Source organism: Thiocapsa bogorovii, assembly GCF_021228795.1.
Classification (GTDB): domain Bacteria; phylum Pseudomonadota; class Gammaproteobacteria; order Chromatiales; family Chromatiaceae; genus Thiocapsa; species Thiocapsa bogorovii.
This window is the reverse complement of sequence record NZ_CP089309.1, coordinates 4871321-4895805: the sequence shown is the minus strand read 5'-3', so window position 1 is coordinate 4895805 and position 24485 is coordinate 4871321. Positions and strand designations below refer to the sequence as shown.

The window sequence follows — 24485 nt, the reverse complement described above, 5'->3', positions numbered from 1 at the left end:
GGAACGAAAGGCGAGGACCCCGGCATGATCGACGCAAAGCGTTTGCTCGATGAGCTGGTCGGCAGCGGTGTGGCGGGTGGTCTGGCCGGCGGTCTCGCCGGCGGGACGCTGGCCGGGCTGCTGAGCGGGAAGAAGGGCAAGAAGGCCCGCAAGCTCGCCGGCTCCGCGGTCAAGCTGGGCGGGGTGGCCCTGGTCGGCGGGTTGGCGTACAAGGCGTGGCAGACCTATCAACAGGGCCAGCAGCCGGGCGCCCCGACGGCGATCGAGCCGCCTCCGCGCGGGAGCGCCTTCCTGCCGGCGCCAGGTGATCCGCAAGGCGACACGGCGCTCGGTGTGCTGCTGGCGCGCGCCATGATCGCGGCAGCCAAGGCCGACGGTCGGATCGATGTCCAGGAGAGCCAGACCATCCTCAACCGGATCAATGACCTCGCCCTGCCGGACGAGGACAAGGCGTTCCTGTTCGAGAAGTACGGTCGCCCGTTGGACATCGCCGGGCTGGCGGCGACGGTGGCCACCCCCGAGCAGGCGGCCGAGGTCTATACCGCATCAATGCTGATGGTCGACCCGCCCTCGCCCCCGGAGCGGATCTACCTGGATGCGCTTGCCTCTGCGCTGGGTCTCGACGGCGCGCTGGCGGGACAGATCGAGGCCATGGTAGCGGCCAGTCGCGCGGGGTAGGCAACGGACTCTCCGCCGATGACGCGGATGTGATCTCGGGGTCACTCCTCGAAGTGATCCGGCCACTGCCGGGCGCCGTGATAGACACGCAGGATTTGCAGCTGATCGGCGCTGACCTGGTAGGGAGCGATGTAGGCGGTTCCGTGGATAGCCAGCTCGCGCGTACCGGGGACGCGGCCGGGCCTGCCGATGTGCGGGGCGTCCTCGAGGTCGGTGATGCGGCTGCGAAGACGTTTCAGAAGTGCGCGCGCTGCGTCCGGGTTGTCGCCTGCGATGTAGAGAAAACTCTCCCGAAGATCGTCGCGCGCCTGCGGCGAGAAGACGATCCTCACGCGTTGCGTGCGCGCGCTGTCTGCTCGATCAGCGCGTCCATTTCCTCCATCACCGCGTCGAACGGGATGCCTTCCCCGCGATCAATCGAGGCTTGCGCCTGTTTGATTCCCTCGAGCTGCCATGACTGGGCCTGGATGTACTGCTTGAGCGCCTCCTCGATCACCCAGTTGCGGGACCGATCCATGGCCTGCGCGAGGAAGCCGATTTGCGCGACGACTTCCGGGTCGGTGCGGACGGTGATGGTGCTTCCGGCCATGCGGGAACCTCATGTGTTTGCGTTGCACGCTTTTGCAATCATGGCATGGAGTAGCGCGGAGTCACAAGCAAACGCGGCGAATCAGGCGTCTTGCCCCACCTCACCGAGACCTTTCCGGGCACCCCGATCCATTGCTTCGCGCTGTTGTGCACCATCGTTCAGGGCGAGATCGCGTCGCTCTTGGACGCGGTCGCGGGTCGGATCACCTCTCGTCAAGGTCACCTGCATCGCGGCCCTTGGAGCCCGGCCGTCTGGGCTGGGGCCGAACGCCCCCGCATGCGGTATCATGACTAGATATTTATACAGCTCCGGTCATCCGCCATGTCCCGATTCGAGGTTTCCGCCGGCGCCGTGAGTGCAGCGCAGGTCCATCCGGTGCGCCCGGCAAACGGATGATCGTGCACGCTTGCACGCTCGCTCCGCTCCCCTGCCCGCTCCCGCTCTTCGGCGCGCGTGTTCCGGCCGGCTTCCCCTCCCCGGCCGACGACGATCTGGAAGGCACCATCGATCTGAACGAGCAGTTGATCCGGCATCCGGCCGCAACCTTCTTCCTGCGGGTGCAGGGGGATTCCATGACCGGGGCGGGGATCCGCGACGGCGATCTGCTGGTGGTGGACCGCTCGCGCGAGGCCAAATCCGGGTCGATCGTGGTAGCGGCCGTCGACGGCGAGCTGACCCTGAAGCGCCTGAAGATCGAGGGTGAGCGGGTCTGGCTGGTGCCGGAGCACCCGGACTATGCGCCGCTGGAGATTCAGGGCGAGATGGGGTTGGTCGTTTGGCCCATGTCGTGCCTTCGTTCTGAGCGCGGATCGGCGCAGGAACACCCGTCATGTTCGCCCTGGTCGACTGCAACAACTTCTATGCCTCCTGCGAGTGGGGCATCGCGGGTCGCTCGGGGGCACGCCTGCGCGCGATCGGCATCGCCGATGCGCTGGCGTTGCGCGAGGCGCACCCGCAGCGGTTGCGCGCGTCTTTCGGCATGGTGGTGGAGCGCATCGCTCGGGAGCTGCGCGGGCAAGCCTGTCTGGCGCTGGAGGAGGAGGCGCCGCCGCGTCGGCAGGTCATGGTCTCGCGCAGCTTCGGGGCGGCGGTGACCGCGCCGGCCGAGCTGCGGCCGGCGGTCACGGCCGTCGCGAGCCGAGCCGGGGAGAAGCTGCGGGCGCAGGGGCTCGCCGCCCCGACGCTGACGGTGTTCGAGAAGACCAACCCCTTCGACACGGGCCGGGCCTACTACGCGAACGCCCTGACCGTGGGTTTCCCCGTGCCGACGCAGGACAGCACGGCGCTGGTGCGGTCCGCGACGCGCGGGGTCGAGCGGCTGTTTCGTGCCGGCGATGCCTACCGCAAGGCCGGGGTGCTGTTGCCGGATGTGGTCCCGGCGGAGCAGGCGCCGACGGATCTCTTCGCCGAGGTCGGCGAGGACGAGCGCGCGCGGCGCCGTATTGCAGTGCTGGATGCGATCAATCGCAAGTACGGGCGCGAGACCCTGCGGTTCGCGGGTCAGCTGTCCAGGTCCGGCTGGCGACGCCGCTCGGAGCGCGGCTCCGGGGTCTCGACGACCCGCTGGGCGGGATTGGCGACGGTGCGTGCGGGGTAAGCCCGACGCTGTGTCCGAAACGACTCACGGGATACTCGAGGGACGATCATGCGCGTCATCTACCTGGCAGGACCGCTCTTCACCGAAGCCGAACGCGACTGGCACCGCAAGACCAAAGGTCTCCTGCTTGAGCAGGCGTCACAACGGGGCGAGGCGGTGGAGATCATTTGGCCCTATGAACTGATCACGCCCGAGGAGATCGCCGCCTCGGGGTCCGAGGCACGTGCGGAGATCTTCGGGCGCTGCAAGGGCGGGCTCGACCGTGCCGATGTGCTGATCGCATTGCTCGACGGCACCCAGGTCGACGACGGGACCGCGTGGGAGATCGGCTACTTCTTCGCGACCAAGGTAGCGGAGGCGACGATCGTCGGGATCCGCACCGACTTTCGTCGCGCGGGCGAAACCGAGCATGCGATCGTCAATGCCTTGGTCGAGATGGCATGCAACGTCATCGTGCACACGCAAGCCGCATTGCCCGGGGCGGTGTTCGGATCGGACCGCGCGCTTGATCTCGACGCCTAAGTTCAGGATCTATGTGAAGGTCCAAATTATGTGAAGAGCAAGCGCCGGCTCTGGCGTAGGTCTGGCCCAGAGCCGACAAGAGCTTCACATAATTTAGAGCGCCTCGAGGAACCGACGCAGTTCGTCAGGCGGCCGGTATCGTGCGGGCAGGTTGGCCGGTTCCTGGAGTCGCGCGAGCGCCTGCTCTTTCATGGCCAGGTTGGCTTCGACGTACTGGTGCGTGGTCGCGGTGGATTCGTGCCCCAACCACAGGGCAATGACATTGAACGCGACACCGGATTGGAGCATCGCCATCGCGGTCGTATGTCGAATACAGTGCGGGGAGACGTGACGCTCGGCGAGGGAGGGATAGACCCGTGCGGCGCGAGCGACCGCGATCTTGAGGCGTTGATTGACGTTGTTGCGCGTCATCGGATGCCCGTCGCGATTCGGCAGCAGCGGCGCGTCGTTGACCAGTGACGGGTTGTGCCGCAGCCAATCACGAATCTCGCCGACCGTGGAGCGCCAGAGCGGGACGGCACGGTGCTTACGGCCCTTTCCATGCAAGTGGACATAGGGTGAAGCCTCCAAGACCACATCGGCGACGCGCACGCCGATCATCTCCGAGACCCGTGTCCCGGTATTGTAGAGCAGAGTCCACAGCAGGTGGTCGCGCTGCGCGGTCCAGGTGCTCCCCGGCTCGCCGATCACGGCCAACATCTCCTCATGGGTCAGGAACCCGAGCATGGGACGCTCGCTGCGCTTGGAGGGAACTCCGAGGGCTTGCTCGAGGATATGCAAGGCCGAGATGTCGCGGCGGGCGGCGAACTTTGAGTGCCCTGACAAAGACCGCCGCACCGGCGCTCCCGGGGCGCTCATGCATCAGATAGTCGGCCAGTGCCTCTCCGGTTTCGACCGGCAAAGGCAATACATCCTGCCGTCGCGACTTGGTGGCCCGCAGCGTGACCGTCCCGGCCTGCCAATCGATGTCGCCGATCATCAAATGGGCGATCTCTCCCGCCCGCAGTCCCAGGTCCAGCGCGCAGCGTGCCATGGCATACCCGCGTTTCGGCCAGCGCTGGACCGCTTGGCAGGCGTCGAGCAGGCGTGCGGCCTCCTCGCGCGAGAGCGCCTTCGGCAAGGGCGCCAGTGTCCAGTGCGCCGGGGAGGCGATGACGGCGGTCAAGGGCTCAACCGCATCTCCCTGCGTGCTGCGATAGCGCAGATAGCGGCGCAGCCCGCTGGTCACGCTGCGCGCGTGAGCGGAGGTGCGATGCGCGCTCAATTCGCAGGCAAGAAACCGGCGGATGTCGGACGGTTGGAGCGTGGCGATATCGACATGATCGCCATCAAAATGTTGACGCAGCAACCGACCCGCGATCCGTAAGTAAGTTCTTCGGGTCCCGGGTGCCAGGCCATGCACGTCACGCAGATGCGCGTCATAACGCTGCAGTTCCGCGCGGATGGGATCGGAAGCGGAACAGAGGGTCGGGCGATCTGCCGTCGAGAGCGGAAGCTGTGTATCGTTGCTCATGTGAACCTCCTGACAAGTGGGTTATCCACTTCAGAAGGTCACACGGATTATGTCGAGGATTCGATGCCCACCGTGCCCGTCAAGCCGCGTTTCACCTCGCTCAGCGCGCGGTTCATGATCGAAGTGTGCATAATCGCGAGCTTTGCATAACAGGATTTATGGAAAGCTTTCCATAAATCCTGATACCGGTCACCCGCCGTCCGGCGACTGACGGACCGGTCACGACAAAGCTGCCGCCGACTGTTCGGACCTGAGCGGCAGGTTCTGGACGCGTAGCGGCCTGTCGCAGTCAACCCTGTGAGCGATTCTGCGGTTCTCTCCCGCAAGGCGGCGAGCCGCCAAGACCGCCGCCCCCCCGGATGTCAGGATAGATGTCACCTCCCGTTGGGAGGATGGGGCATCACCGACCCCGGGGCTTTGCGCCCTCCGGGGTCAGCCGGGAAGGAGCCCGAAGGGCGACTGACGGCTGACCCCGGAGGGCGCGGCGCAAGCGCCCCGAGGCATGAGAAGGCGAGCGACATGACAACCTATTCGAGCGAACTGAAAGACAGCATCCTGACGAAGCTACTGCCGCCCAACAACGTCGGCGTCCCGCAGTTGGCCGCGCAAACCGGCATCCCGCGCGACACCCTCTACGGCTGGCGGCGCGAGGCGTTGGGTCGGGCGCGTCGACCACGGGCATCGACGGTGCCTGCCGGGACGCTCGGCAGCGAGGAGAAGTTTGCCGTGGTGATGGAGACCGCCACCCTCAATGAGTTGGAGCTGGGCGCGTACTGTCGGCGCAAGGGCCTGTTCGCCGAGCAGATCAGCGCGTGGCGCACGACCTGCCAGCAGGCCAATGCGCCGCTGACGAGCACGACCGAGCGGGCCGAGCGGCGCGCCGAGCAGGCGGAGATCGTGCGCCTGGGTCGGGAGTTGCAGCGCAAGGACCGAGCCTTGGCCGAAGCCGCCACGTTGCTGGTGCTCCAAAAAACCCTCCTCGGGGCGCGCCCCGCTCCTGTAGGCGCACAAACTCCTTTCGGCATAGACTTGGGGCGACTTCGAGAGCCGAGGCCGTCTGCTTTTTGGTGGCGTTGACCCCGTAAAAAAACGTGGCCCGGGGACTGTTGCGAGTCTGCGTGTGGTGACGCCGTTCGGCGATCCCGAATAGGAAGGTGATTGATCTCGCTGTCCCTGCTCTCGATCCTGTTCGACTGTCGAGGGCCATGTCATGAAGCCGATCCCGTCCAAGAAGAGCCGTCGCTCTAAACGGCAGATCCTGGTCGACCTGAACCATCCAGAGGGCGCTCTGCGAGCGACCGCTAAGCGTCCAAACCGGCCGCTCCGGGCCCTTTCGTCAGCGACAGGTCTGGGTCGAGCGCGATCCTTCAGGTTAACGTTGGCGTTCTTGAATTCTGGGTTCTGTCTTGTCTTTCTCATCGACTTCGGTCGGTGCAGTCACATGAGAAAAAGTACGCGGTCGCGAGGTGGCTTTTAGAAACGCGGGCCGCGCCGGTGGTCTCGGAGCCGGGGCGATGGCGCGCACCCGCAGGCCGGCGATCATTCCACGAGAATGGCCCGACCGAAATGATGCCCAAGCATGCGAGCGGGCCGTGCATGAACAGCCGCCGGCCGTGCCGATGAGTCCCCCAGGTGATCATCAGCAACCCGAGCCATCCGGCAACGATTGCCGGGCATCGGGCGAGATGAACCGAGCGAGCACCGCGCATAGGTTCGAGTTGCGCTGGTGATGGTTAGCACCACACCGTGACTCGACCGTGCGCGGGGGTTCTTTGGGCCCCGGACAGGGTGGCGCAAACTTGAGCAGGCACGAAAGCGGAGTGGTATCCGAGACGATCCCGCTTGATCAGGCTGTACCGCGATACGCGCGGTCTCAAGGTCGCGAAGGGCGTCTTCCGCCGATCCACCCCAGTCCACCTGACGTCTAGCGAGGAGTTCATGGAATGCACGCGATCCGTATTGGCGATCCTTCGCGCCGGAACGGGACCGAACAAGCCTTCCGTAACCAGAAAAACCGCGGACTCCTGCTGCGATGCCTCCTCTGCGCGTCCGGGATGAAACCTCAAGGCGTCTCAGGCTTCCTCGGGGATCTCAAGTCTGCAGACAACGGCCCGTACTCCCGAAGGACGTACTGGCCCGGACGCCCCTTTTCAACGCTGCCCTCGTCGCTCATCATCAGCAGACGGTCTTCGCCGTTGACAATGACCGAATCGATGGCTTCCACGTTGTTGAGATTGATGATCTCCGGCAGGGCGACCGGCTCCGGCTGCGCGTCGTTTTCGCCGGACCAGGACCACAACTGCGAGTAGAGATTGCCCGCATGACCGGAGATCTCGTTCACTATCAGGAATCTGCCCAGTACCGGATCATAGGTCAAGGAGCGAATTCCGCCGCCTTGAAGGTCAAGCATGACGACTTCGGAGACGTTCGGCGTCTTCTCGCGCTCAAACATTTCAAGCGGATTGCTCACCTTCACGATCATGGATTTCCCATCGACCACAGGCTCACGGAATCCGATGAGGAGGCATTGATTCCTCGGATCGTAGCCCAGCCCCTCGATATTGATGTCGGAAAAATTCACCGGCTGGTCGGCATACCGACTGAATACCTGCTTTACGACCGGTGAGCGCTGTAGTTGCTCGACCAAGTCGGTATAGATCGCAAGATCAACGATATCGTCGCCGACGATGCGGAAGCGCAATAGCTGTTCCCGGCTCGCTTGGCGCCGCCCCTTGCGGTCCCTGGAGTGGGATGTGATGGCGTAGATGTGGCCATCGGTATCAATCGTCAGGCCCTCCAGGTCGTTCGGCCGAGTACGCAAGGCGCTCATCAGGCGAACGTCGAGCGCCGGGTCGCCGGCAAGCGAGCCGTCTGCGAGGAACCGCATGACGCGGAACGCCCGATCCGGTTCGTCCTCCACGACGAGGATGCGGCCATCCGGCAATTGCACGAACGCGGACGGCTCATAGACGTCTTCGAACTGCGAAATGCCGACGCTCGGCGGGCGCGCCACGGCATCGCCATCGAGCGCCAGCTGGATCGCGTGAAAGGACTCGACACCGAGGAAGGTTAACACCGATAGGGTCAAGCCCCACCGGAAGACGCTGTAAGATGCATTGAGCAGTTTGAACTTCCGGTTCGCCATTTGGCCTAGCCAGTACAGCTGGTCGCTCATCTTGGCGTAGATGTCCTCCTGATCGCTCAGCAACGCGCGCATTCGCTCCCAGTAGTCGGATTTGGAGAGCTTGACGCGTTCCTCGTAGATAAGGATGTTGGACTCGCCATCGACGAACTCGCGCCGCGGCCGCACGTAAGCCTTGAAGTCGCTCAGGGACGCGTTCCGTTTGAAAACTGCTTTGAGCCAGGCGAAAGGGCCATCCGGCCTGTCCACAATGTCCGGCGAGGCCGCCAGCAGGGCGAAATAGATCGACGTGGCCGAGGTAAACAGGAAGAGGGTGGCGGGCAGCAGAAACTCCGGGGAGGAGGTATAGATGAAGGCGCCTGAGATCATCAATGCCGAAGCGATAAATCCGTTCAACGAGATCATGATGTTCGCCTTGGTGGCGGCCAGGGTGATGATCTCCAACTCCGCGCGATAGGCGTTGCGGAACATCGTTTCGACGCCTCGTTTCGAGCCGACCGGTCGCTGCGACGCCTTCGGCGTGCAAATGCCTCCGTCCTGTTCTCGATTCGTGTCCTCGCCTGTAGCGTCGGCGTCGCTCGGCGCCGTGATGTCGATCGTGTCGTTGCTGTTGGTTCCCATCGGTCGATTCCTGACCCTTCCACAGCCTATTGGCCAGTGCCGCAGTGCGGAAAGATCGCGAAAAACTCAATGCCCCCGGCAGAGACGGGGGCTTAACTCAGTGAATCAGTTCAGCGAATCTTAGGGATCCGTATCGAGATCCTGTTGGAAGCAACGTGTGGTACGCGCTCACCGCTGAACTGGCTCGGAACTCAGCACCTTGCTCGGGACGCGGTTCAACGCAGGAGCAGCGTCGGTATCTTGGCCGATCGCAGCAGGTCCGAGGTCTTGCTGCCGAACAGCAGGCTGCGCAGCGGTGAATGACTGTAGGCGCCCATGATCAGCATGTCGATCTCGTGCTCGCGGACATGTTTGGCGATGATGCTCTCGGCGTCGCCGGGGATCAGCGCGGCCTCGACATCGAATCCGCCACCCTCGAGCGTCATCTTGGCCCAATCCAACTGACGTGGGCCGTCCTTGCGTCTCTTGCCGGACATCAACAAATGAATGGGCAGGCCGCGAAACAGCGGACTGGATGCAATCATCTCGACGCCGCGTCGGGTCATGCTGCCGCCGTCGAAGGCGATCATCGCACGCCTCGGCTCCTGGAAACCCTGGGTCACGGCCATGATCGGCTGCTTGAGAGCACGCACCATGCGCTCGACATTGCGGCCCAGGTCGCGCTGTGTCGTCTCCGCCGACTCGCCGCGCCGCCCGAGGACGAACAGACGCACGCCAGGCTGCTGCTCGACGAGCACCTCCTCCAGATCGCCGTAGCGCTGCCGCACATCCGGGGACGCAGCCCCGGCGGCGATCGCACGCTCGCGCAAGCGGTTGAGAAAGAGTCGACCCTGCTCGCGCAACTCCTTGCTGCGCGAGGCATCCTCCTCGGACAGCTCGGTCAACAGGTGCTGTTGCGCATTCACGCCGATGGCCCCGCTGCGGTCCTTTCCGGTCGAGATCTCGGTTTGACGATGGATGATATGCAGCAACTCCATCGGCGCACCCGTCCGACGCGCAACCCAAGCGGCCGCATCGGTCACATGGTCGGCGAAGTGCGAGTGATCGACGCAGGCCAACACCTTTTTTTCGTTCTGCATCATGAATTCCCCTATTCAACCGCGCCCGTAACGCTGTGTGTGGTTCTCGCGCAGGCTTCGGTGTCCTAAAAGACGGCTCAAGGGCGACGGGATAGTCCAACTGAACCGCGCCCCGCCGACGCCATCAACGCGCAACGAGGCCGATCCCATACGGGGCAACCCGTCATGTGGCTCCGAGCGCGGTTCAGTGCCCCATCAACTGCTCGACCGCATCCGGTTTGTCGTGCACCGCAAAACGATCCACCAACGTCGCGCTTGCCTCGTTGAGCCCCACGACCTCGACCTCGGTACCCTCGCGGCGGAATTTGAGAACCACCTTGTCCAAGGCACTCACCGCAGTGATGTCCCAGAAATGCGCCCGACTGACGTCGATGCGCACCTTCTCGATCACCTCTTTGAAATCGAAGGAGGCGACGAAGCGATCGGCCGAGGCGAAAAACACCTGCCCCGTGACGACATAGACACGCAAGCGACCTTCGTGCAGCGCCATCGAGCCGATATGCAGGATCTGTCCGACCCGATGGGCGAAAAAGAACCCGGACAGCAGCACGCCGACCAGGACGCCCTTCGCCAGGTCATGGGTCGCCACCACCACGATCACGGTCGCGATCATGACCACGCTGGCATTGAGCGGATGCTCGCGCAGGTTGCGGATCGAGGCCCAGTTGAAGGTACCGATAGACACCATGATCATCACGGCCACCAAGGCGGCCATCGGAATCATGGCCACAACGTCGCCCGCGAACACCACCATCAGCAACAGAAAGACACCGGCCACGAGGGTGGAGAGACGTCCGCGGCCGCCCGATTTCACGTTGATGACCGATTGCCCGATCATGCCGCAGCCGGCCATGCCGCCGATGAATCCGGACCCGATGTTGGCAACGCCCTGACCGACACACTCACGGTTCTTGTTGCTGTTGGAGTCGGTCAGGTCATCGACGATCGATGCCGTCATCATGGACTCGAGAAGACCGACCGCGGCGAGCGTCGCCGAAACCGGGAAGATGATCTGCAGCGTCTCCCAGGTCAGCGGGATGTCGGGAAGCAGGAAGATCGGCAGACTGTCGGGCATTTGGCCCATGTCGCCGACGGTGCGGATGTCCAGATCCAACGCGATCGAGACCCCCGTCAAGATCACGATGGTCACCAACGGGGACGGAACGACCTTCGTCAGATACGGGAAGAGGTAGATGATGCCGAGACCCGCGGCCACCATCGCATACACCTCCCAGCTCATCCCGATCAGCTCGGGCAGTTGGGCCATGAAGATCAGGATGGCCAGCGCATTGACGAAGCCGGTGATGACCGAGCGCGACACGAAACGCATCAGGTTTCCGAGACGCAGCGCACCGGCGAGGATCTGCAGGATGCCGGTCAAGATGGTCGCAGCCAGCAGATACTGCAGTCCGTGCTCCTTCACCAAGACCACCATCAGCAACGCCATCGCCCCGGTGGCCGCCGAGATCATGCCCGGACGGCCGCCGACGAACGCGGTGACGGTAGCGATCGCAAAGGAGGCGTAAAGACCCACTTTGGGATCGACACCGGCGATGATCGAGAAGGCGATGGCTTCCGGGATCAAGGCCAACGCAACCACAAGACCGGCGAGGAGATCGTTGCGGACGTTGGAGAGCCAGTCCTGGCGTAAGGATTTCATGGGTTCAATTCCGTTTCTGATGCCTGCCGGGGCGGCCGACGAGGATGGAAAAACAAGCGACTGGGTGGCTGCTCGCGAGGCACGAACCGACCGCAGGAACGAGGCATTGAATCAACCGGCGGAACGGCTCGGGGTGCCGCGAGCGGCGGGTGCACGAGTCGTCGGAGACGTCGACTCGCTGGAGGGATTTGGGTCTACACCGTGAAAACTCTCGTTGGCCGTGAAGCAGATCGTCGTCGAATTCAGCGGACGAGACGCTCCATTGCGGCCGCCGTAGGCGCTGCAATGCTATCCGAACGACGCTGCTCGATCAACGAGCCGGGACGTCCGCTCCCGACATGGACCCGGACATTGGTCCGGCGACTCGACCGAGATCGGAGCCGCCCCACATCGCCTCTCGACACGCCTTGATCATGCCTCCGATCTGGGTGAGGATACTCCGGATTGAGAAACCTGATCATTCACCAGCCCCGCCGCGCACCCGCGAGGCCGCCCCGCCGAGACAAGGCAACAGGAGCAGGATGAGAGGATGTAAGCTCTGTCGATACAGCAAGGTCTGCAATGATCTCCCGGGGGTTTGCCTCCTGCTGATCTATATCACCATCTTTGTGGTCGTGGCCGCTCTCGGGTATCTCTTCGTGACGCAGGAGTTGCTGCGATGACGAGGTTGTGCGGGGTACAGCATCGCCGAGGGTCGACCCCGGCCGGCGGCCGGAAGCTGGTGGCTGGAGGCATTCCAGAACGATGAAACATCCAGTCGTACTCGTCGGTGTCGGCGAGATGGGCGGCGTCTTCGCGCGCGGCCTTCTCAAGCTCGGCCATCCCGTCTTTCCCGTGCTGCGCGGTGCATCTCTGGTCGCGGCGGCCTCTCAGCTGCCCGAGCCGCAGCTCGTATTGATTGCGGTCGGAGAGGCCGACCTGGCAGCAACCCTCGCCGCCGTTCCGCCTCAATGGCGAGGGCGTCTCGGCCTGCTCCAGAACGAGCTACTGCCGAGCGACTGGGCCGACTGCGTCGACCCGACGGTGATCTCGGTCTGGTTCGAGAAGAAGCCGGGGCGCGATCACAAGGTCATCATCCCCTCCCCGCTGTATGGGCCTCAGGCGGATCTGCTGGCCGACGCGCTGGCGACTCTGGCGATCCCGACACGTCGCCTGAACAGCGCCGAGGAGCTGGTCTTCGAGCTGGTGCTCAAGAACCTCTTCATCCTGACGACCAATATCGCCGGGCTGCGCACGGGCGGAACGGTCGAGACCCTCTGGTCGCGGCATCGCGCCCTTGCCGAGGAGGTCGGACACGAGGTGATCGATCTTCAGGAGGCCATGACCGGGCGTCGGTTCGATCGCGATGCACTCTTCGCCGCGCTCGGTGTCGCCTTCGCGGGCGATCCCGAGCACGCCTGCATGGGTCGCAGCGCACCGGCCCGCCTCGCCCGAGCCCTCCGCAACGGCGAGGCGCATGGTCTGGACCTACCGCTCCTGCACGCGATCGCCGCCGAGCAAGCCCGAGCCACACCGTGACCCACGCCAAACCGCCCGAGACCGAATCTGCGAACGAGGCCCTGAGCGAGACCGAGACGGGGACGCTCCTCGCCCCCGGCCGCGCCGTCGAGTTGCATCTGGAGGTCCGCTTCCAGGACGGCTTCGTCGCACTCTCGACCTTCGACGCCGAGCCGATCGGCTGCACCATCGGCGACGGCACCCTGACACCGGCGTTCGAGTCCACCCTCCTCGGACTGGCTCCGGGCAGCGAGACCTATGTCGTCGCGCATGGCTCGGAGCTCTTCTCGCCCTATGAGGACGCCAACATCCACTGGATGGAGCGCGGCGACTTCCCGCCCGACATCGAGCCCGCACCCGGCCTGGTGGTCGCCTTCGAAACACCCGGCGGGCACGAGACCAGCGGGGTCGTGCTGGAGGTGGAGTCCGATCGCGTGCGGGTCGACTTCAACCATCCTTTCGCCGGACGCTCTTTGACCATCCGCGTTCGTCTCTTGTCCGTGGCCGAATCCGAGCCCCCGCTCGAGCGTGCCCCCGAGACGTGAATTTTCCCGACCCATCCCCTATTCTCTGGACACCATGAATATCCTCCTCGCCAATCCTCGTGGGTTCTGTGCCGGCGTTGACCGCGCCATCGAGATCGTCGATCGCGTGCTTGAGCTCTACGGCGCACCGGTCTATGTCCGACATGAGGTGGTGCACAACCGCTTCGTGGTCGACGGCCTGAAACGGCGCGGCGCCGTCTTCGTCGAGGAGGTCGACGAGGTCCCGGACGGGGCGACGCTGATCTTCAGCGCCCACGGCGTCGCCCAAGAGGTACGGCGCGCGGCGGAAGGGCGAAACCTGCGCGTCTTCGACGCGACCTGCCCCTTGGTCACCAAGGTCCATCTGGAGGTCGCGAGGCACTGCAAGAATGGTGTCGAGGTCATCCTGATCGGCCATGCCGGCCATCCCGAGGTCGAGGGCACCATGGGCCAATGTCTGAGCGACGGCGGGACGATGCATCTCGTGGAGTCGGTTGCCGACGTCGCCGCGCTCCGGATCAAAGACCCGTCGCGCGTCGCCTATGTCACCCAGACCACCCTATCGGTGGATGACACGCGCGGGATCATCGACGCGCTGCGAGAACACTTCCCGGAGATACAGGGACCGAAAAAGAGCGACATCTGCTACGCGACCCAGAACCGACAGGACGCGGTCCGTGATCTCGCGGCGCGCTGCGATCTGCTGCTGGTGGTCGGTTCGGCCAACAGCTCCAACTCGAATCGGCTGCGCGAGTTGGCCGAGAAACAAGGCTGCACCGCCTATCTGATCGACGGTCCCGAGGACATCCGCCAGGACTGGCTCACCGCCTTGCCGCGGGTCGGACTCACCGCCGGCGCCTCGGCGCCCGAGGTGCTGGTCGAGCAAGTCATCGCACAGCTCCAAGCCTGGGGCGTCGCCGGGGTCGAAGAGCAGGAGGGCATCCGCGAGCAGGTCGTCTTCCCCCTGCCGCGTGAGCTCGGCGCAAGGGCGACATCATGAGCGATGTCCTCGTCGTCGGCGGCGGCATCATCGGACTCCTGACCGCGCGGGAGCTGGCCGAGTCCGGGGCCGATGTCACCTTGATCGAGATGGGCGAGACCGGCCGCGAGTCATCCTGGGCCGGCGGTGGAATCATCTCACCCATCTACCCCTGGCGTTATCCGGAAGCGGTGACGGCACTCGCGACCTGGAGCCAGCACGCCTATCCGGACCTGGCCGATGCGCTCGTTCAAGAGACCGGTATCGATCCCGAGCTGACCCTGAGCGGCATGCTGGTTCTGGACATGGAGGAGCATGCGGTCGCCGTCTCGTGGGCGAAACGCCACGGCCAACCCATCGAGATGGTCGAAGGTGCGCATCTGCACGAGCTCGAGCCCCAGCTCGGACCCGGACTCACGCGCGGACTCCTGTTGCCCCGTATCGCGCAGGTGCGCACGCCACGTTTGACGAAAGCGGTTCGCCGCTCGATCGAAAAGCGAATCCGGCTGCGCGAAAACGAGGAGGTACTTGAGCTTCTCGTCGACGGCGGCCAGGTCACCGGGGTACGAACGCCGGGGGGGGCCATCGAGGCGCGCCGGGTCGTGATCTGCACCGGTGCTTGGACCGCCAAGCTGCTCGAGCAGCTCGGTCGGACACCGGACATCGCACCGGTGCGCGGCCAGATGATCCTCTTCTACGGCAAGCCCGGTCAGATCAACCACATTACGTTGCACCGCGAGCAGTATCTCATTCCGCGGCGCGACGGCCGGATGTTGTTCGGAAGCACCCTCGAGCACACCGGGTTCGTCAAGACGACAACCGCCGAGGTCAAGGAAGCCCTCTACCGTGCCGCCTTCGAGATGTTCCCCATCCTCAAGCGCACGCCTATCGAAGACCACTGGGCTGGGCTCCGGCCCAGCTCGCCGAGCGGCATCCCCTTTATCGGCGCCTATCCGGGCGTGGATGGACTCTTCGTCAATGCAGGACACTTTCGCAACGGCTTGGTGACCGGTCCCGCCTCTGCTCGCCTTGCGACCGATCTGGTGCTGGGTCGCAACCCGATCCTGGACCCGGCCGCCTACGCGGTCGATGCCGCACGTTGATCGCAATGAATGCCTCGTGCTGACGATAGGAACCACGGAGTCTTGCTCACAAGACCGGTCGGTAGGGTGGACGAGCAAGGGCGAAGTCCACCGAATCCCGCGACGGCGCCGGTGGACTGCGCCATGCTTGTCCACCCTACCCGTTTGCAGCGACGCGGCCAGGTTCACGAGCGAGGCCAATCCACAGATTGCCCCGCCGGATCGTCGCGGCCAGGTCCGGCCCGGCAGACCCGCGCCAACACAAGGGTGAGCAGCTTGACCAACAGGATCGTAAGACGCGTCCTCGGGATCGAGACCTCCTGCGACGAGACCGGCGTCGCCGTCTACGACGGCGAGCGCGGTCTGGTCGCGCAAGCCGTCTACAGTCAAATCGAGATCCATGCCGAATACGGCGGCGTCGTCCCGGAGCTGGCCTCGCGCGATCATGTCCGCAAGACCCTGCCGTTGATCCGACAGGTGCTGGAAGAATCGGGGCTCGATCCCGCCTCGATCGACGGCGTCGCCTACACCGCGGGACCCGGCTTGGTCGGCGCGCTCTTGGTCGGCGCGGCCTTGGGTCGCAGCCTCGCCTGGGCCTGGGGCGTCCCGGCAGTCGGTGTCCATCATATGGAGGGGCACTTACTGGCGCCCCTGCTCGAAGACGCGGCGCCCGCCTTCCCCTTCGTGGCGCTCCTGGTTTCCGGCGGACATACCCAACTCGTCGATGTGACCGGTGTAGGCCGCTACCGTATCTTGGGCGAGTCGCTGGACGATGCCGCCGGCGAGGCGTTCGATAAGACGGCGAAGATTCTCGATCTCCCCTACCCCGGCGGCCCGGAGCTCGCCAAACTCGCCGAGCGCGGCGACCCCAAGCGTTTCCGCTTCCCGCGCCCCATGACCGACCGGCCCGGCCTCGACTTCAGTTTCAGCGGGCTCAAGACCTTCGCGCTCAACACCGTTCGCGAGACCATGCCCGAGGCAGCCGACCCGGACCAGACCCGAGCCGACATCGCCCGCGCCTTCGAGGAGGCGGTGGTCGACACCTTGGTGATCAAGTGTCGCCGGGCCCTTCAGGAGACAGGTCATCGACGCCTGATCCTCGCCGGCGGTGTCAGCGCGAACCGTCGACTGCGCGAGCGTATGAACACCACCGTCACCGCCGCGGGCGGCGAGACCTACTATCCGCGTCCCTCCCTCTGCACCGACAACGGTGCCATGATCGCCTACGCCGGCTGGCAACGGCTGCGCGCGGGCCATGTCGAACCGCTCGCCTTCAAGCCCCGGGCGCGTTGGCCGATGGAAGAGCTGACGGCAATCGCATAGGGCGATTGCCGGAATTTTCATACTGGATTGCACTCGCTTTTCGTTCGCCAAGTCATCGTGAATCGGCCTCCGCTCTGAACTCCCAGGTCGCCGGTCCCGTGCGTAGAAGATCACGACCGGGATCGCCGGGCTTTTTACCGTACCGAATCAACTGCACGAGATCCGAGCTGACCTTGGGGTTGGTCGTAAAGTACGAGTGACCGAAGAGATCGGTACGCTCACCGGTGAAGGTGATCAGATCGACCCGGCCCAGGTTGCCGAAATAGGCCTGCATCCCGGGCGAGACATCCTCCGGACGAAGCTGCCCGACACGGTTACGACTGCGGAAGAGGATCCGCGAGACCAGGAGTGCGCGATCGTCCGGCGAGGCATAGATGCTCAGACGACCATTCAAAAGACGCGGCAACTTATCGTCCGGCCAAGCGATGGTCAGATCGGGATCCGATACGAAACCGGTAATCTTCTGTCCGGCGATGTCCACGTCGATATCGGGCGAGAGAAGGACGACGTTGTAGATTCGATAGGCATCGGCGGGGTCCACTCCCTTAGCGATCGCTTCGATCATCAACTCCCTCAAGGCGCTGAGCAAAACGGCCGTTCCGCGACTGTGCGCGAGGAGTTGCAGGCGTTCGACACCGGGCGTGGTCGCGATCATGCGCAGTGTCTTCTTCAGATGCTCGACCGCGTACTCGGCCGATTCGGTCGTGGTGGTGTAGGAGGTCAGGAAGTTCCCCGTCGAAGACGCCGGCCATGTGAAGAAGCTACAGACCTGATCGCGACCGAAGAAGTGACACAGCTCCGCGGCCGTAAAGGCCGAAGTCGCAAAGGTCTCGTTAAACCCATGGACGTAGAGCATGACTTCCTTCTTCGGCGACATCGCTAAACGACGCTGGATATCCTTTTGAAAGGCCGTCTTGGTCTCGACGAACGCTCGCAGCTCGATCGGGTCCCGACTCAGCGTGCTCTCATTCGCCCGAACAATCGTATAAGGCTCATGCGGAAACGCGCCGAGCTCTTGGACCGCCCCGAGCTCGAGGTCGACCTCGCGCGTCCGCTCCGCAAGCCGACTCTGGGTCTGAAGTGTCTCCCAATCGATCCCGGGGACCAGCCGCACCTGGGCCGAGCCGAACACGATGCCCTTACGACGCGCCTGGCCATAGGGAAAACCGTTCTCCGAATTCACATCCGCAGCGCGATTGGTGATGAAGAGCAGATCCACTTCGGGGCGCTGTCTCTGGACAGCAATATCCTCGAAGAGTGCCGGTCCGTTCGGCTCCTGATAAAGAACCGGGGTCGGCATCAGCTGCCGCGGTTTGGTCGCGCAGCCCGTCAAGACCGCACCCGTCAACACAAACACCGGCATCCACGCGAAGCTCCGATTCATTCGGGTTATACCTATAAAGAAGATGTTGATCTCCACCGCCGCCCGCTCGCAATCGAGCGTCGAATCACGATCTGGGCATAGAAGAGATACGGGTATTCACGCGCCTAATCGACCCGACGAAAGGACCGATATCAAGTGAGAAATTCGATAGTTCCGCACCCCGATAGACATTATCATAGCGCTCCCTAAATCTAATCACATGCAGAGGATCTTTTGATGCCACTTATGACACGCGCCCTTGCAGAGTTGATCGGCACCTTTTGGCTGGTACTCGGTGGCTGCGGAGCAGCCGTCTTTGCAGCCGGCGTCCCCGATGTCGGTATCGGGTATCTCGGCGTTGCATTCGCCTTTGGTCTAACGGTATTGACGATGGCCTATGCGATCGGGCACATCTCCGGATGCCATCTGAACCCCGCTGTCTCGTTGGGCCTGGCTGTCGGCGGGCGCTTCTCATTCTCCGATCTTCCGGTCTATGTCATCGCCCAGGTCCTCGGGGCCATCGCCGCCGCTTTCCTGATTTGGTTCATCGCCTCGGACATGGGGTTGCACAAAGAGGGACAAGCAACCTTCACGCTCGCCGCCAACAGCCTCGCCGTCAACGGCTACGACAGTCTCTCGCCTCAAGGTTACGGCATGATCGCGGGCCTCGTGACCGAGATCGTCATGACCGCCATGTTCCTCTTCATCATCTTGGGCGCAACCGACAAGCGCGGCATCGTCAGCCATGCGGGCCTCGCCATCGGCCTGGCGCTCACCCTGATCCATCTGATCTCGATCCCGATCACCAACACCTCGGTCAACCCGGCGCGCAGCACCGGGCCTGCTCTGGCCCTGCTCACCGGCGGTCAAGGTCAAGCGGCGAGCCAGCTCTGGTTGTTCTGGGTCGGTCCGTTCATCGGCGCGGCGATCGCCGGCGTGGTATATCGCCTGTTCGAGCACAAGCATACGTCTTAAAGGGGAGAATCGTTACGGGGCGCGGTGTCTGTGACGACGGCCATGACACACGCAACCGACAGAGGGACCGGTCGATGGATGTCCATCGACCGGTCCACGGCGATTCGCGCCCGAGCCACGCCCGATCGGAAACACCGTCGGACGCGATTTACCAGGCGCAAGTCGATCTTCCGCCGCAATGCACGCCCCGCGCGCGCCGAGCCGGCTTTGCGCCACCTCACCGCAGGAGCCGCTCCGCCTCGTCGGCGCGTCTTGGCCCGCCGCGCGCGGGACCCAGCCTGCTTTCCGAAAAATCCAACTGCGCTCGGCATATCAAGTTCGACGGCATCGTCACTCCTTTGCCGTTCCGACAGCCGCCTGTAGGATGAGTCGACATCCAAAGGCCGAGACATCGCATGCTACAGGAACCGCTTCCGATCCCCTTGACCGACCTGCGGCGGCGCGTCAATGTCGCACGCAATCTCATTCGAACCGTCTTGGCGGAGCTGGTCGGCCCCGTCGAGCTCGCGTTTGACTTCTATCGCGAGTGGAACGGCTGCTGGCGTGTTCGTGTCGAGATCAAGGACCCGATCAACGGACGATTGGAGTTCACCCTGATGGACACTCCGGGTGGCGGCATGCTCGCCCTGCCCCGCCCTCTGCCCGAGCGCTGGCGGCTGGAGACGGGGATCCCGGCAACCGACGGAACACGGTGGACGCTGGATACCGAAGGGCATCTCATGCCATTTACAACGCCGAATCCGAAGTCGCGATAGCCAGCCCATCGAGTCCGGCGCACCCGTCCGAAACCTGCTGAATCGACGCCGTCACATCCTGTCGTTTCCAAGGTCACCCCTTCAGGCATTCCTACGATTGACCCGCCTCGCGATAGGCAACGTTTCTCATGCTGCACCGTCGCGGCCCCCGCGCGTCACCACGGCGGAACCCCGGCCTTATCCAGACCGGCCAGTAAATGATCCCGATCCACGTGACGCCGGTAGGGCCAACGATTCGTCAGCCAATCCATCGTGAACGGACGTAACGCTTGCGCTTCATGCTCCTCATTCAACGCCGCCAACACTCGCCCCGCTTGATCCGACTCTCCCAGATACCCGTAAGCGGCAAGCAGCACGATATGGGCATCCCGTTCGTGGGGATTGACGACAACGGCGCGCTCCAGGGACTCGACAGCATCCTCGTATAAACCCATATCGAATTGGGCGCGACCGATCACCAGCAAGTACGGCGCGACAAAATTAGGATCGAGCCTCATTCCTTTTCGGGCCATCTCGATGGCACCTTCCGGTCGACCGGAATAACTCAACGCATCCGCCAGTGCCAGATACCCACCGGCGTGGTTTTGGTTGAGCTGAATCGCCTTTTCCGCCTCGGCAATGGCCTCATCATACCGGCGGTTGATCAATAGCATGGATGACCGGGTACTATGCGCCAGCGGCGTCGGATTGCTCATCGCCAGTTTCAATTCGCGACGGGCACGAGTCCAACCTGCATGGGGATTGCCGAAGTTTTCATGCCATTTTTGGCGCCATGCCTGCCAGTAGATCAGTGCTAGTCCGGCATGAGCGCGAGAGTTTGAGGGATCAATGCTCAGCGCTTTTTTGAAATGTTGCTCGGCCACGGCAAAATCGTCGCGAGAAAACCGCCAGTAACGTTCCCAGCCCTTCAGAAACTCGTCGTATGAGTCCGGATCAAGCGTTTCTCTCTGCGTTAGATGTTGCCGCTCGGCCTGTGTCAATCGCACCGATAATGCAGAGGTGATCTGTCGCGTGACCTCGTCCTGCACGGCGAACAGGTCATCCAACTCGGTGTCGTAACGTTCCGCCCAGAGATTTCGGCCAGTGATGCCATCCATTAGCCGGACATTGATGCGAACTTGCTCGTTGTCGCGACGTAAGCTGCCTTGCAGAATGAAACGCACCCCCAGTTCACCCGCCACCTGCGTCACATCGACCGCCTTTCCCTTATAGGCAAAGGATGAGTTACGCGCGATCACAAATAGCCCGGACACGTTCGACAAATCAGTGATCAGGTCTTCGGTGATACCATCGATAAAGTAGTTTTGTCGTGGGTCATTTCCAGTATTGATAAAGGGCATCACAGCAATGGACGGCTCATCGGGCAACGGCAGCCGAGTCGCTGGTTGAAACTGCCACCAGAAGGCTGTCAATGCCAGTCCTACAACAACAATAGGAACCGCCATCCACCAGCGAGAACGGCTATGCTGAGCGGGCATCGATGGCGTTTCACGCGGAGGTTCGCGCAGATCATCCTCCGCCGGGGTCACGGTCGCGATCATGCGATAACCGGTTTTGGGAATCGTTTCGATGAACCGAGGCTCGCTTGAACTATCGCCGAACGCTTTGCGCAGTTTGGTAATCGTGTTGGTTACGGCGTCATAGCCGACCACCATCCCTGTCCAAACATGATCTTCCAGCTCCTGCCGGGAGACAACCTCGCGGGGTCTTTCAGCGAGATAGACAAGAACCCTCATGACTCTTGGCTCTAGCCGTAGTTCCTTACCACCGGATGCAATACGCAGGGCGCCCGGGTCGACCTGCCATTCATTAATGAAGAACGAACGCGAGTTAAGGGTCATGGGCATCCCTCTGCCTGTTCGGCAGGTGGTCATCGATACGTCCAGTTTACTCAGTGAGGTTGCTCTTCACAGCCGCTGAAACCCAGCAACGCAAACGCGCGAGGCCGGTGTCGAGCAGCCACAACGGCCCGAGTGACGCCCGTATATCCGCCATCCTGCCCCGCCGCGCTTGAACGACCTATGGCTAGCGCGCCGTTCACTGGCTGTGGTGCTGAGCCCCCGGTACCTCCGCAAGTGTAAGGCTTGCCTTCCCTGCAACCGTGCGGTGCGCGTTGCGATTCCGACCCCGGCCGCTCTAGCCTGTCCCGCAACTGCGCGGCCGGCTGCTTCTCCTTCGGCGCGGCGACTCGTTTCTCCCAGTCGGCTTCCGCCCGCGTGACCGCCGCCAACCCATTTACCCGCCCTATGTCGGCCGCACCCTCGTTCTTAGCATCCCGGACCTGATCGCTAACCCACTGTTTTTAATGATCCGACTCAAATTGAACGTAAAACCGTTTGCTTTCCGTCACCCGGTCCTCCTCGTTGTGCCCTACAAACAAAGCTCGAAACCACAAATCCTGCTGGAGGATACCCATGTACACAATACGCTTTCCGAGCCTGTTCGCCTGTTTGCTACCCACGCTGCTATTGGGTTGGCAAACGGCAATCTGTGCCGATAACGGCGACCTGCGAACTCACGACTATTTCCTCAGCCATGCCAGCGCCGAGCCCTTCTACGCCGAGCAAGGGCTTCAACCCGATGCTCTCTTGCATCTTCGAGAAGTGGTCCTGGCTGGTACCGAGCGCACCGCAGGCCGGGATAACAGGGTGTTGCTGTTCCTCCACGGCGGAACCTTTCCGGGGTACGTCGCTTTCGATCTGGATTACGAGAACGTGTCGATGATGCGTCACTTCGCTCGACTAGGCTGGGACACCTTCGCGCTGGATCTCGAGGGCTATGGCATGTCGACCCGTCCACCCATCATGGATCAGCCGGACAAGTACCCCGACAATCCAGCACCCATTGGTCTCGACGTGACCCTAGGTGATCTCAGCCGCGCTGTCGACTTCATTCGCGACCTGCGCAACACCGACCAGATACACCTTTTGGCCTGGTCGACCGGAGCCATGGCTGAAGCGCCTCGTTACGCCAGTCAGCATCCGGAAAACGTCGCCAAACTGGTTCTCTATGGTGTCAATTATCTCGGCAAAGGTAAAAGCGCAGAGGAACGCAGGCAGCAGGACGTCAAACGGCATGCCGAGAAAAACCGTTACGGCGACCCGGCGGATTTGCAGCGCTGGGTCAAACTGGGTACCAAAGAAGAAAACCTGATACCGGGCGCTTTCGACGCTTACACCGAGGCACATCTGGCTTCAGACCCGAGATCAGCCGAACTGGGCGGACGCGTACGCGCGCCTTGGGGCCGCTTCATCGGCTGGCCCGAGCCACACTTTGACGCCGGCTCGCTCACTGTGCCGACGCTGGTCATCCGTGGTGAAACGGATACGCTCGGAAGCCGCGAAGACAATAAACAACTGCTTGACGATCTTGGCAGCCGTTTCAAGGCGTACGTCGAGATCGAAAACGCTGGTCACATGATGCACTTTGAAAAGAACAACACCAAATTCTACAGTGCAGTCGAAGACTTTCTGAGTCAATGATGCCCAACATGCACGACCACCGAGAGGAACGAACCAACATGATCATCCCTACCTCGTTGTGGCAGATACTGATCGGCCTTTTGGCGATAACGTCGTTGAGCTGCGCCAAAGCCGAAGAAGTCAATCTGGATTTCAACGGTTTAACCCTGAATGCCAATCTGGAGATTGCCGAGGGCAAGCAGCTCAGTGATGGCGTTGTTCTGATCATGCACAGCTTTCTCGCGCATAACCGCATGGAGATCATCGAAGCCAGCCAGACCGCTCTGCTGGAAAACGGCCAGAGTTCGCTGGCGATCAACGTGAGCCTCGACGTCGACAATCGTCACGGCTTTTATGACTGCATGATCCCCATCCGATTCAAGTTGGCGGATGCACTGGATGAGCTCGACGCCTGGATCGCCTGGCTGAAAGGACAGGGCGCGACGAGCGTCGTACTGATGGGACACTCCATTTCCGCTAACCAAATGCTGACTTACGCTGCCACACGTCACGAACCGACCGTCAAGGCGCTGGTGTTGTTAGCGCCCAACACGGTCGGCCATCCAAGCTCTCCGGAACGCTACAGGGTGGACTACGACAGCGATCTTGAGCAAGTACTGGCTCGCGCCAAAGAGTTAGTCGAAGCCGGTAAGGGCGATGAGCTGATGACAGAGACCGATTTCGGCTTCTGCCCGAAAGCCACGGTTTCGGCAGAAGCCTTTTACGACTTCTACGAGCAGAACAATGAATTCTGGAACGCTCATGTCTTCTTACCCAAAACAGATGTGCCGGTGCTGGTCATCGCGGGCTCGGTCGATGACCGCCAGCCAAATATTCCGGAGCATGTCGCACCCTACGTCGATGATGAACGGGTGTACCTGACCGTGATTGAAGACGCAGATCATTTCTTTCGTGACCTGAATATTGAGGAGGCGGTGGAAGCTGCGGTGGAGTTTATCCGTACCATGGATCAACGCAGTTGACCTGGGGTCGGAGGGATAGACGAAGTGACTGCGGAACAGGGTGTAGCACAGTCCCGCATAACCGGCGCAATCGTCGAAATCAAGGCGCTCGACGCCGACGTGGGCCGTTGGTTGACCGCCGCGACCGCTCGGGCGGGCAAGG

General features: G+C 62.8%; 23 protein-coding genes and 1 pseudogene. 15 read left to right on the top strand and 9 right to left on the bottom strand.

Going from position 1 to position 24485, the window contains the following annotated elements:
- The first annotated feature begins 24 nt into the window (after positions 1-24).
- Positions 25-678: a tellurite resistance TerB family protein gene (locus LT988_RS21790; RefSeq protein ID WP_232407578.1), complete on the top strand. Its 654-nt coding sequence runs from the start codon at positions 25-27 to the stop codon at positions 676-678.
- A gap of 41 nt (positions 679-719) precedes the next feature.
- Here the strand turns inward: LT988_RS21790 and LT988_RS21785 are convergent, their stop codons facing one another.
- Both LT988_RS21785 and LT988_RS21780 read right to left on the bottom strand, forming a co-directional pair.
- Complete coding sequence (locus LT988_RS21785; RefSeq protein ID WP_232407577.1) at positions 720-1010, bottom strand: type II toxin-antitoxin system RelE/ParE family toxin; 291 nt, start codon at positions 1008-1010, stop codon at positions 720-722.
- Positions 1007-1267 (bottom strand): CopG family ribbon-helix-helix protein, encoded by a 261-nt coding sequence (locus tag LT988_RS21780; protein WP_232407576.1) that lies wholly within the window; start codon positions 1265-1267, stop codon positions 1007-1009. The genes LT988_RS21785 and LT988_RS21780 overlap by 4 nt, the downstream gene beginning before the upstream one ends.
- 392 nt (positions 1268-1659) lie before the next feature.
- Here LT988_RS21780 and LT988_RS25695 point away from each other — a divergent pair.
- The 3 genes and pseudogenes from LT988_RS25695 to LT988_RS21765 all read left to right on the top strand — a co-directional run.
- Positions 1660-1986: pseudogene (locus LT988_RS25695) on the top strand (LexA family protein); the annotation flags it as partial.
- Between the two features lie 110 nt (positions 1987-2096).
- Positions 2097-2864 carry a DinB/UmuC family translesion DNA polymerase gene (locus tag LT988_RS21770; protein WP_456300844.1) on the top strand — a complete coding sequence of 256 codons (768 nt, stop codon included), beginning with the start codon at positions 2097-2099 and terminating at the stop codon, positions 2862-2864.
- 48 nt (positions 2865-2912) lie between these two features.
- Positions 2913-3386, top strand: a complete 474-nt coding sequence (locus tag LT988_RS21765) for a nucleoside 2-deoxyribosyltransferase (protein ID WP_232407574.1) — start codon at positions 2913-2915, stop codon at positions 3384-3386.
- A gap of 93 nt (positions 3387-3479) precedes the next feature.
- Here LT988_RS21765 and LT988_RS21760 read toward each other — a convergent pair whose 3' ends face one another.
- Together LT988_RS21760 and LT988_RS21755 are read right to left on the bottom strand one after the other, a co-directional pair.
- Positions 3480-4112 carry a tyrosine-type recombinase/integrase gene (locus tag LT988_RS21760; RefSeq protein WP_232407573.1) on the bottom strand — a complete coding sequence of 211 codons (633 nt, stop codon included), beginning with the start codon at positions 4110-4112 and terminating at the stop codon, positions 3480-3482.
- Complete coding sequence (locus LT988_RS21755; RefSeq protein ID WP_232407572.1) at positions 4090-4899, bottom strand: tyrosine-type recombinase/integrase; 810 nt, start codon at positions 4897-4899, stop codon at positions 4090-4092. The genes LT988_RS21760 and LT988_RS21755 overlap by 23 nt, the downstream gene beginning before the upstream one ends.
- A gap of 519 nt (positions 4900-5418) precedes the next feature.
- Between LT988_RS21755 and LT988_RS21750 the strand changes: the two genes are divergently transcribed.
- Positions 5419-5976 (top strand): hypothetical protein, encoded by a 558-nt coding sequence (locus tag LT988_RS21750; protein ID WP_232407571.1) that lies wholly within the window; start codon positions 5419-5421, stop codon positions 5974-5976.
- A gap of 985 nt (positions 5977-6961) precedes the next feature.
- Here LT988_RS21750 and LT988_RS21745 read toward each other — a convergent pair.
- The 3 genes from LT988_RS21745 to LT988_RS21735 all read right to left on the bottom strand — a co-directional run bounded on the left by LT988_RS21745 (position 6962) and on the right by LT988_RS21735 (position 11401).
- Positions 6962-8662: a DUF3616 domain-containing protein gene (locus LT988_RS21745; protein ID WP_232407570.1), complete on the bottom strand. Its 1701-nt coding sequence runs from the start codon at positions 8660-8662 to the stop codon at positions 6962-6964.
- A gap of 215 nt (positions 8663-8877) precedes the next feature.
- A complete protein-coding gene (locus LT988_RS21740; protein WP_456300843.1) occupies positions 8878-9744 on the bottom strand; it encodes a universal stress protein in 867 nt (288 codons plus the stop codon).
- Between the two features lie 181 nt (positions 9745-9925).
- Positions 9926-11401, bottom strand: coding sequence for a SulP family inorganic anion transporter (locus LT988_RS21735; RefSeq protein WP_232407569.1), 1476 nt, complete (start codon positions 11399-11401; stop codon positions 9926-9928).
- 521 nt (positions 11402-11922) lie between these two features.
- Here LT988_RS21735 and LT988_RS21730 point away from each other — a divergent pair.
- The 6 genes from LT988_RS21730 (at position 11923) to tsaD (ending at position 16806) form a co-directional block, all read left to right on the top strand.
- Entirely contained in the window at positions 11923-12063 is a 141-nt protein-coding gene (locus LT988_RS21730) for a hypothetical protein (RefSeq protein WP_232407568.1), read from the top strand.
- 82 nt (positions 12064-12145) lie between these two features.
- Positions 12146-12919: a hypothetical protein gene (locus tag LT988_RS21725; protein WP_232407567.1), complete on the top strand. Its 774-nt coding sequence runs from the start codon at positions 12146-12148 to the stop codon at positions 12917-12919.
- Positions 12916-13443 carry an FKBP-type peptidyl-prolyl cis-trans isomerase gene (locus LT988_RS21720; RefSeq protein ID WP_232407566.1) on the top strand — a complete coding sequence of 176 codons (528 nt, stop codon included), beginning with the start codon at positions 12916-12918 and terminating at the stop codon, positions 13441-13443. Before LT988_RS21725 ends, LT988_RS21720 begins: the two co-directional genes overlap by 4 nt.
- A gap of 34 nt (positions 13444-13477) precedes the next feature.
- The gene (gene ispH, locus LT988_RS21715; protein ID WP_232407565.1) at positions 13478-14422 is read left to right on the top strand and encodes a 4-hydroxy-3-methylbut-2-enyl diphosphate reductase; all 945 of its coding nucleotides are present in this window, start codon (positions 13478-13480) and stop codon (positions 14420-14422) included.
- On the top strand, positions 14419-15504 hold the full coding sequence (thiO, locus tag LT988_RS21710; RefSeq protein WP_232407564.1) for a glycine oxidase ThiO: 1086 nt from the start codon (positions 14419-14421) through the stop codon (positions 15502-15504). Before ispH ends, thiO begins: the two co-directional genes overlap by 4 nt.
- A 255-nt stretch (positions 15505-15759) precedes the next feature.
- Positions 15760-16806, top strand: a complete 1047-nt coding sequence (tsaD, locus tag LT988_RS21705; protein WP_232407563.1) for a tRNA (adenosine(37)-N6)-threonylcarbamoyltransferase complex transferase subunit TsaD — start codon at positions 15760-15762, stop codon at positions 16804-16806.
- A gap of 52 nt (positions 16807-16858) precedes the next feature.
- Here tsaD and LT988_RS21700 read toward each other — a convergent pair whose 3' ends face one another.
- Positions 16859-18169 (bottom strand): alpha/beta hydrolase, encoded by a 1311-nt coding sequence (locus LT988_RS21700; RefSeq protein WP_232407562.1) that lies wholly within the window; start codon positions 18167-18169, stop codon positions 16859-16861.
- A gap of 237 nt (positions 18170-18406) precedes the next feature.
- Between LT988_RS21700 and aqpZ the strand changes: the two genes are divergently transcribed.
- Both aqpZ and LT988_RS21690 read left to right on the top strand, forming a co-directional pair.
- Positions 18407-19144, top strand: coding sequence for an aquaporin Z (aqpZ, locus tag LT988_RS21695; protein ID WP_232407561.1), 738 nt, complete (start codon positions 18407-18409; stop codon positions 19142-19144).
- A gap of 395 nt (positions 19145-19539) precedes the next feature.
- Positions 19540-19899 carry a hypothetical protein gene (locus LT988_RS21690; protein ID WP_232407560.1) on the top strand — a complete coding sequence of 120 codons (360 nt, stop codon included), beginning with the start codon at positions 19540-19542 and terminating at the stop codon, positions 19897-19899.
- A gap of 155 nt (positions 19900-20054) precedes the next feature.
- On the opposite strand, the gene LT988_RS21685 is transcribed toward LT988_RS21690, so the two are convergent.
- The gene (locus LT988_RS21685) at positions 20055-21740 is read right to left on the bottom strand and encodes a winged helix-turn-helix domain-containing tetratricopeptide repeat protein (RefSeq protein WP_232407559.1); all 1686 of its coding nucleotides are present in this window, start codon (positions 21738-21740) and stop codon (positions 20055-20057) included.
- A gap of 573 nt (positions 21741-22313) precedes the next feature.
- On the opposite strand from LT988_RS21685, the gene LT988_RS21680 reads away from it, so the two are divergent.
- A complete protein-coding gene (locus LT988_RS21680) occupies positions 22314-23381 on the top strand; it encodes an alpha/beta hydrolase (RefSeq protein ID WP_232407558.1) in 1068 nt (355 codons plus the stop codon).
- A gap of 38 nt (positions 23382-23419) precedes the next feature.
- A complete protein-coding gene (locus LT988_RS21675; protein ID WP_232407557.1) occupies positions 23420-24343 on the top strand; it encodes an alpha/beta hydrolase in 924 nt (307 codons plus the stop codon).
- The last annotated feature ends 142 nt before the right edge of the window (positions 24344-24485 follow it).

Coding starts and splice junctions, on each gene's coding strand:
- LT988_RS21790 (WP_232407578.1), top strand. CDS start 25: ATGATCGACGCAAAGCGTTTGCTCGATGAGCTGGTCGGCAGCGGTGTG.
- LT988_RS21780 (WP_232407576.1), bottom strand. CDS start 1,267: ATGGCCGGAAGCACCATCACCGTCCGCACCGACCCGGAAGTCGTCGCG.
- LT988_RS21770 (WP_456300844.1), top strand. CDS start 2,097: ATGTTCGCCCTGGTCGACTGCAACAACTTCTATGCCTCCTGCGAGTGG.
- LT988_RS21765 (WP_232407574.1), top strand. CDS start 2,913: ATGCGCGTCATCTACCTGGCAGGACCGCTCTTCACCGAAGCCGAACGC.
- LT988_RS21760 (WP_232407573.1), bottom strand. CDS start 4,112: ATGCTCGGGTTCCTGACCCATGAGGAGATGTTGGCCGTGATCGGCGAG.
- LT988_RS21755 (WP_232407572.1), bottom strand. CDS start 4,899: ATGAGCAACGATACACAGCTTCCGCTCTCGACGGCAGATCGCCCGACC.
- LT988_RS21750 (WP_232407571.1), top strand. CDS start 5,419: ATGACAACCTATTCGAGCGAACTGAAAGACAGCATCCTGACGAAGCTA.
- LT988_RS21745 (WP_232407570.1), bottom strand. CDS start 8,662: ATGGGAACCAACAGCAACGACACGATCGACATCACGGCGCCGAGCGAC.
- LT988_RS21740 (WP_456300843.1), bottom strand. CDS start 9,744: ATGATGCAGAACGAAAAAAAGGTGTTGGCCTGCGTCGATCACTCGCAC.
- LT988_RS21735 (WP_232407569.1), bottom strand. CDS start 11,401: ATGAAATCCTTACGCCAGGACTGGCTCTCCAACGTCCGCAACGATCTC.
- LT988_RS21730 (WP_232407568.1), top strand. CDS start 11,923: ATGAGAGGATGTAAGCTCTGTCGATACAGCAAGGTCTGCAATGATCTC.
- LT988_RS21725 (WP_232407567.1), top strand. CDS start 12,146: ATGAAACATCCAGTCGTACTCGTCGGTGTCGGCGAGATGGGCGGCGTC.
- ispH (WP_232407565.1), top strand. CDS start 13,478: ATGAATATCCTCCTCGCCAATCCTCGTGGGTTCTGTGCCGGCGTTGAC.
- thiO (WP_232407564.1), top strand. CDS start 14,419: ATGAGCGATGTCCTCGTCGTCGGCGGCGGCATCATCGGACTCCTGACC.
- LT988_RS21700 (WP_232407562.1), bottom strand. CDS start 18,169: ATGCCGGTGTTTGTGTTGACGGGTGCGGTCTTGACGGGCTGCGCGACC.
- aqpZ (WP_232407561.1), top strand. CDS start 18,407: ATGCCACTTATGACACGCGCCCTTGCAGAGTTGATCGGCACCTTTTGG.
- LT988_RS21690 (WP_232407560.1), top strand. CDS start 19,540: ATGCTACAGGAACCGCTTCCGATCCCCTTGACCGACCTGCGGCGGCGC.
- LT988_RS21685 (WP_232407559.1), bottom strand. CDS start 21,740: ATGACCCTTAACTCGCGTTCGTTCTTCATTAATGAATGGCAGGTCGAC.
- LT988_RS21680 (WP_232407558.1), top strand. CDS start 22,314: ATGTACACAATACGCTTTCCGAGCCTGTTCGCCTGTTTGCTACCCACG.
- LT988_RS21675 (WP_232407557.1), top strand. CDS start 23,420: ATGATCATCCCTACCTCGTTGTGGCAGATACTGATCGGCCTTTTGGCG.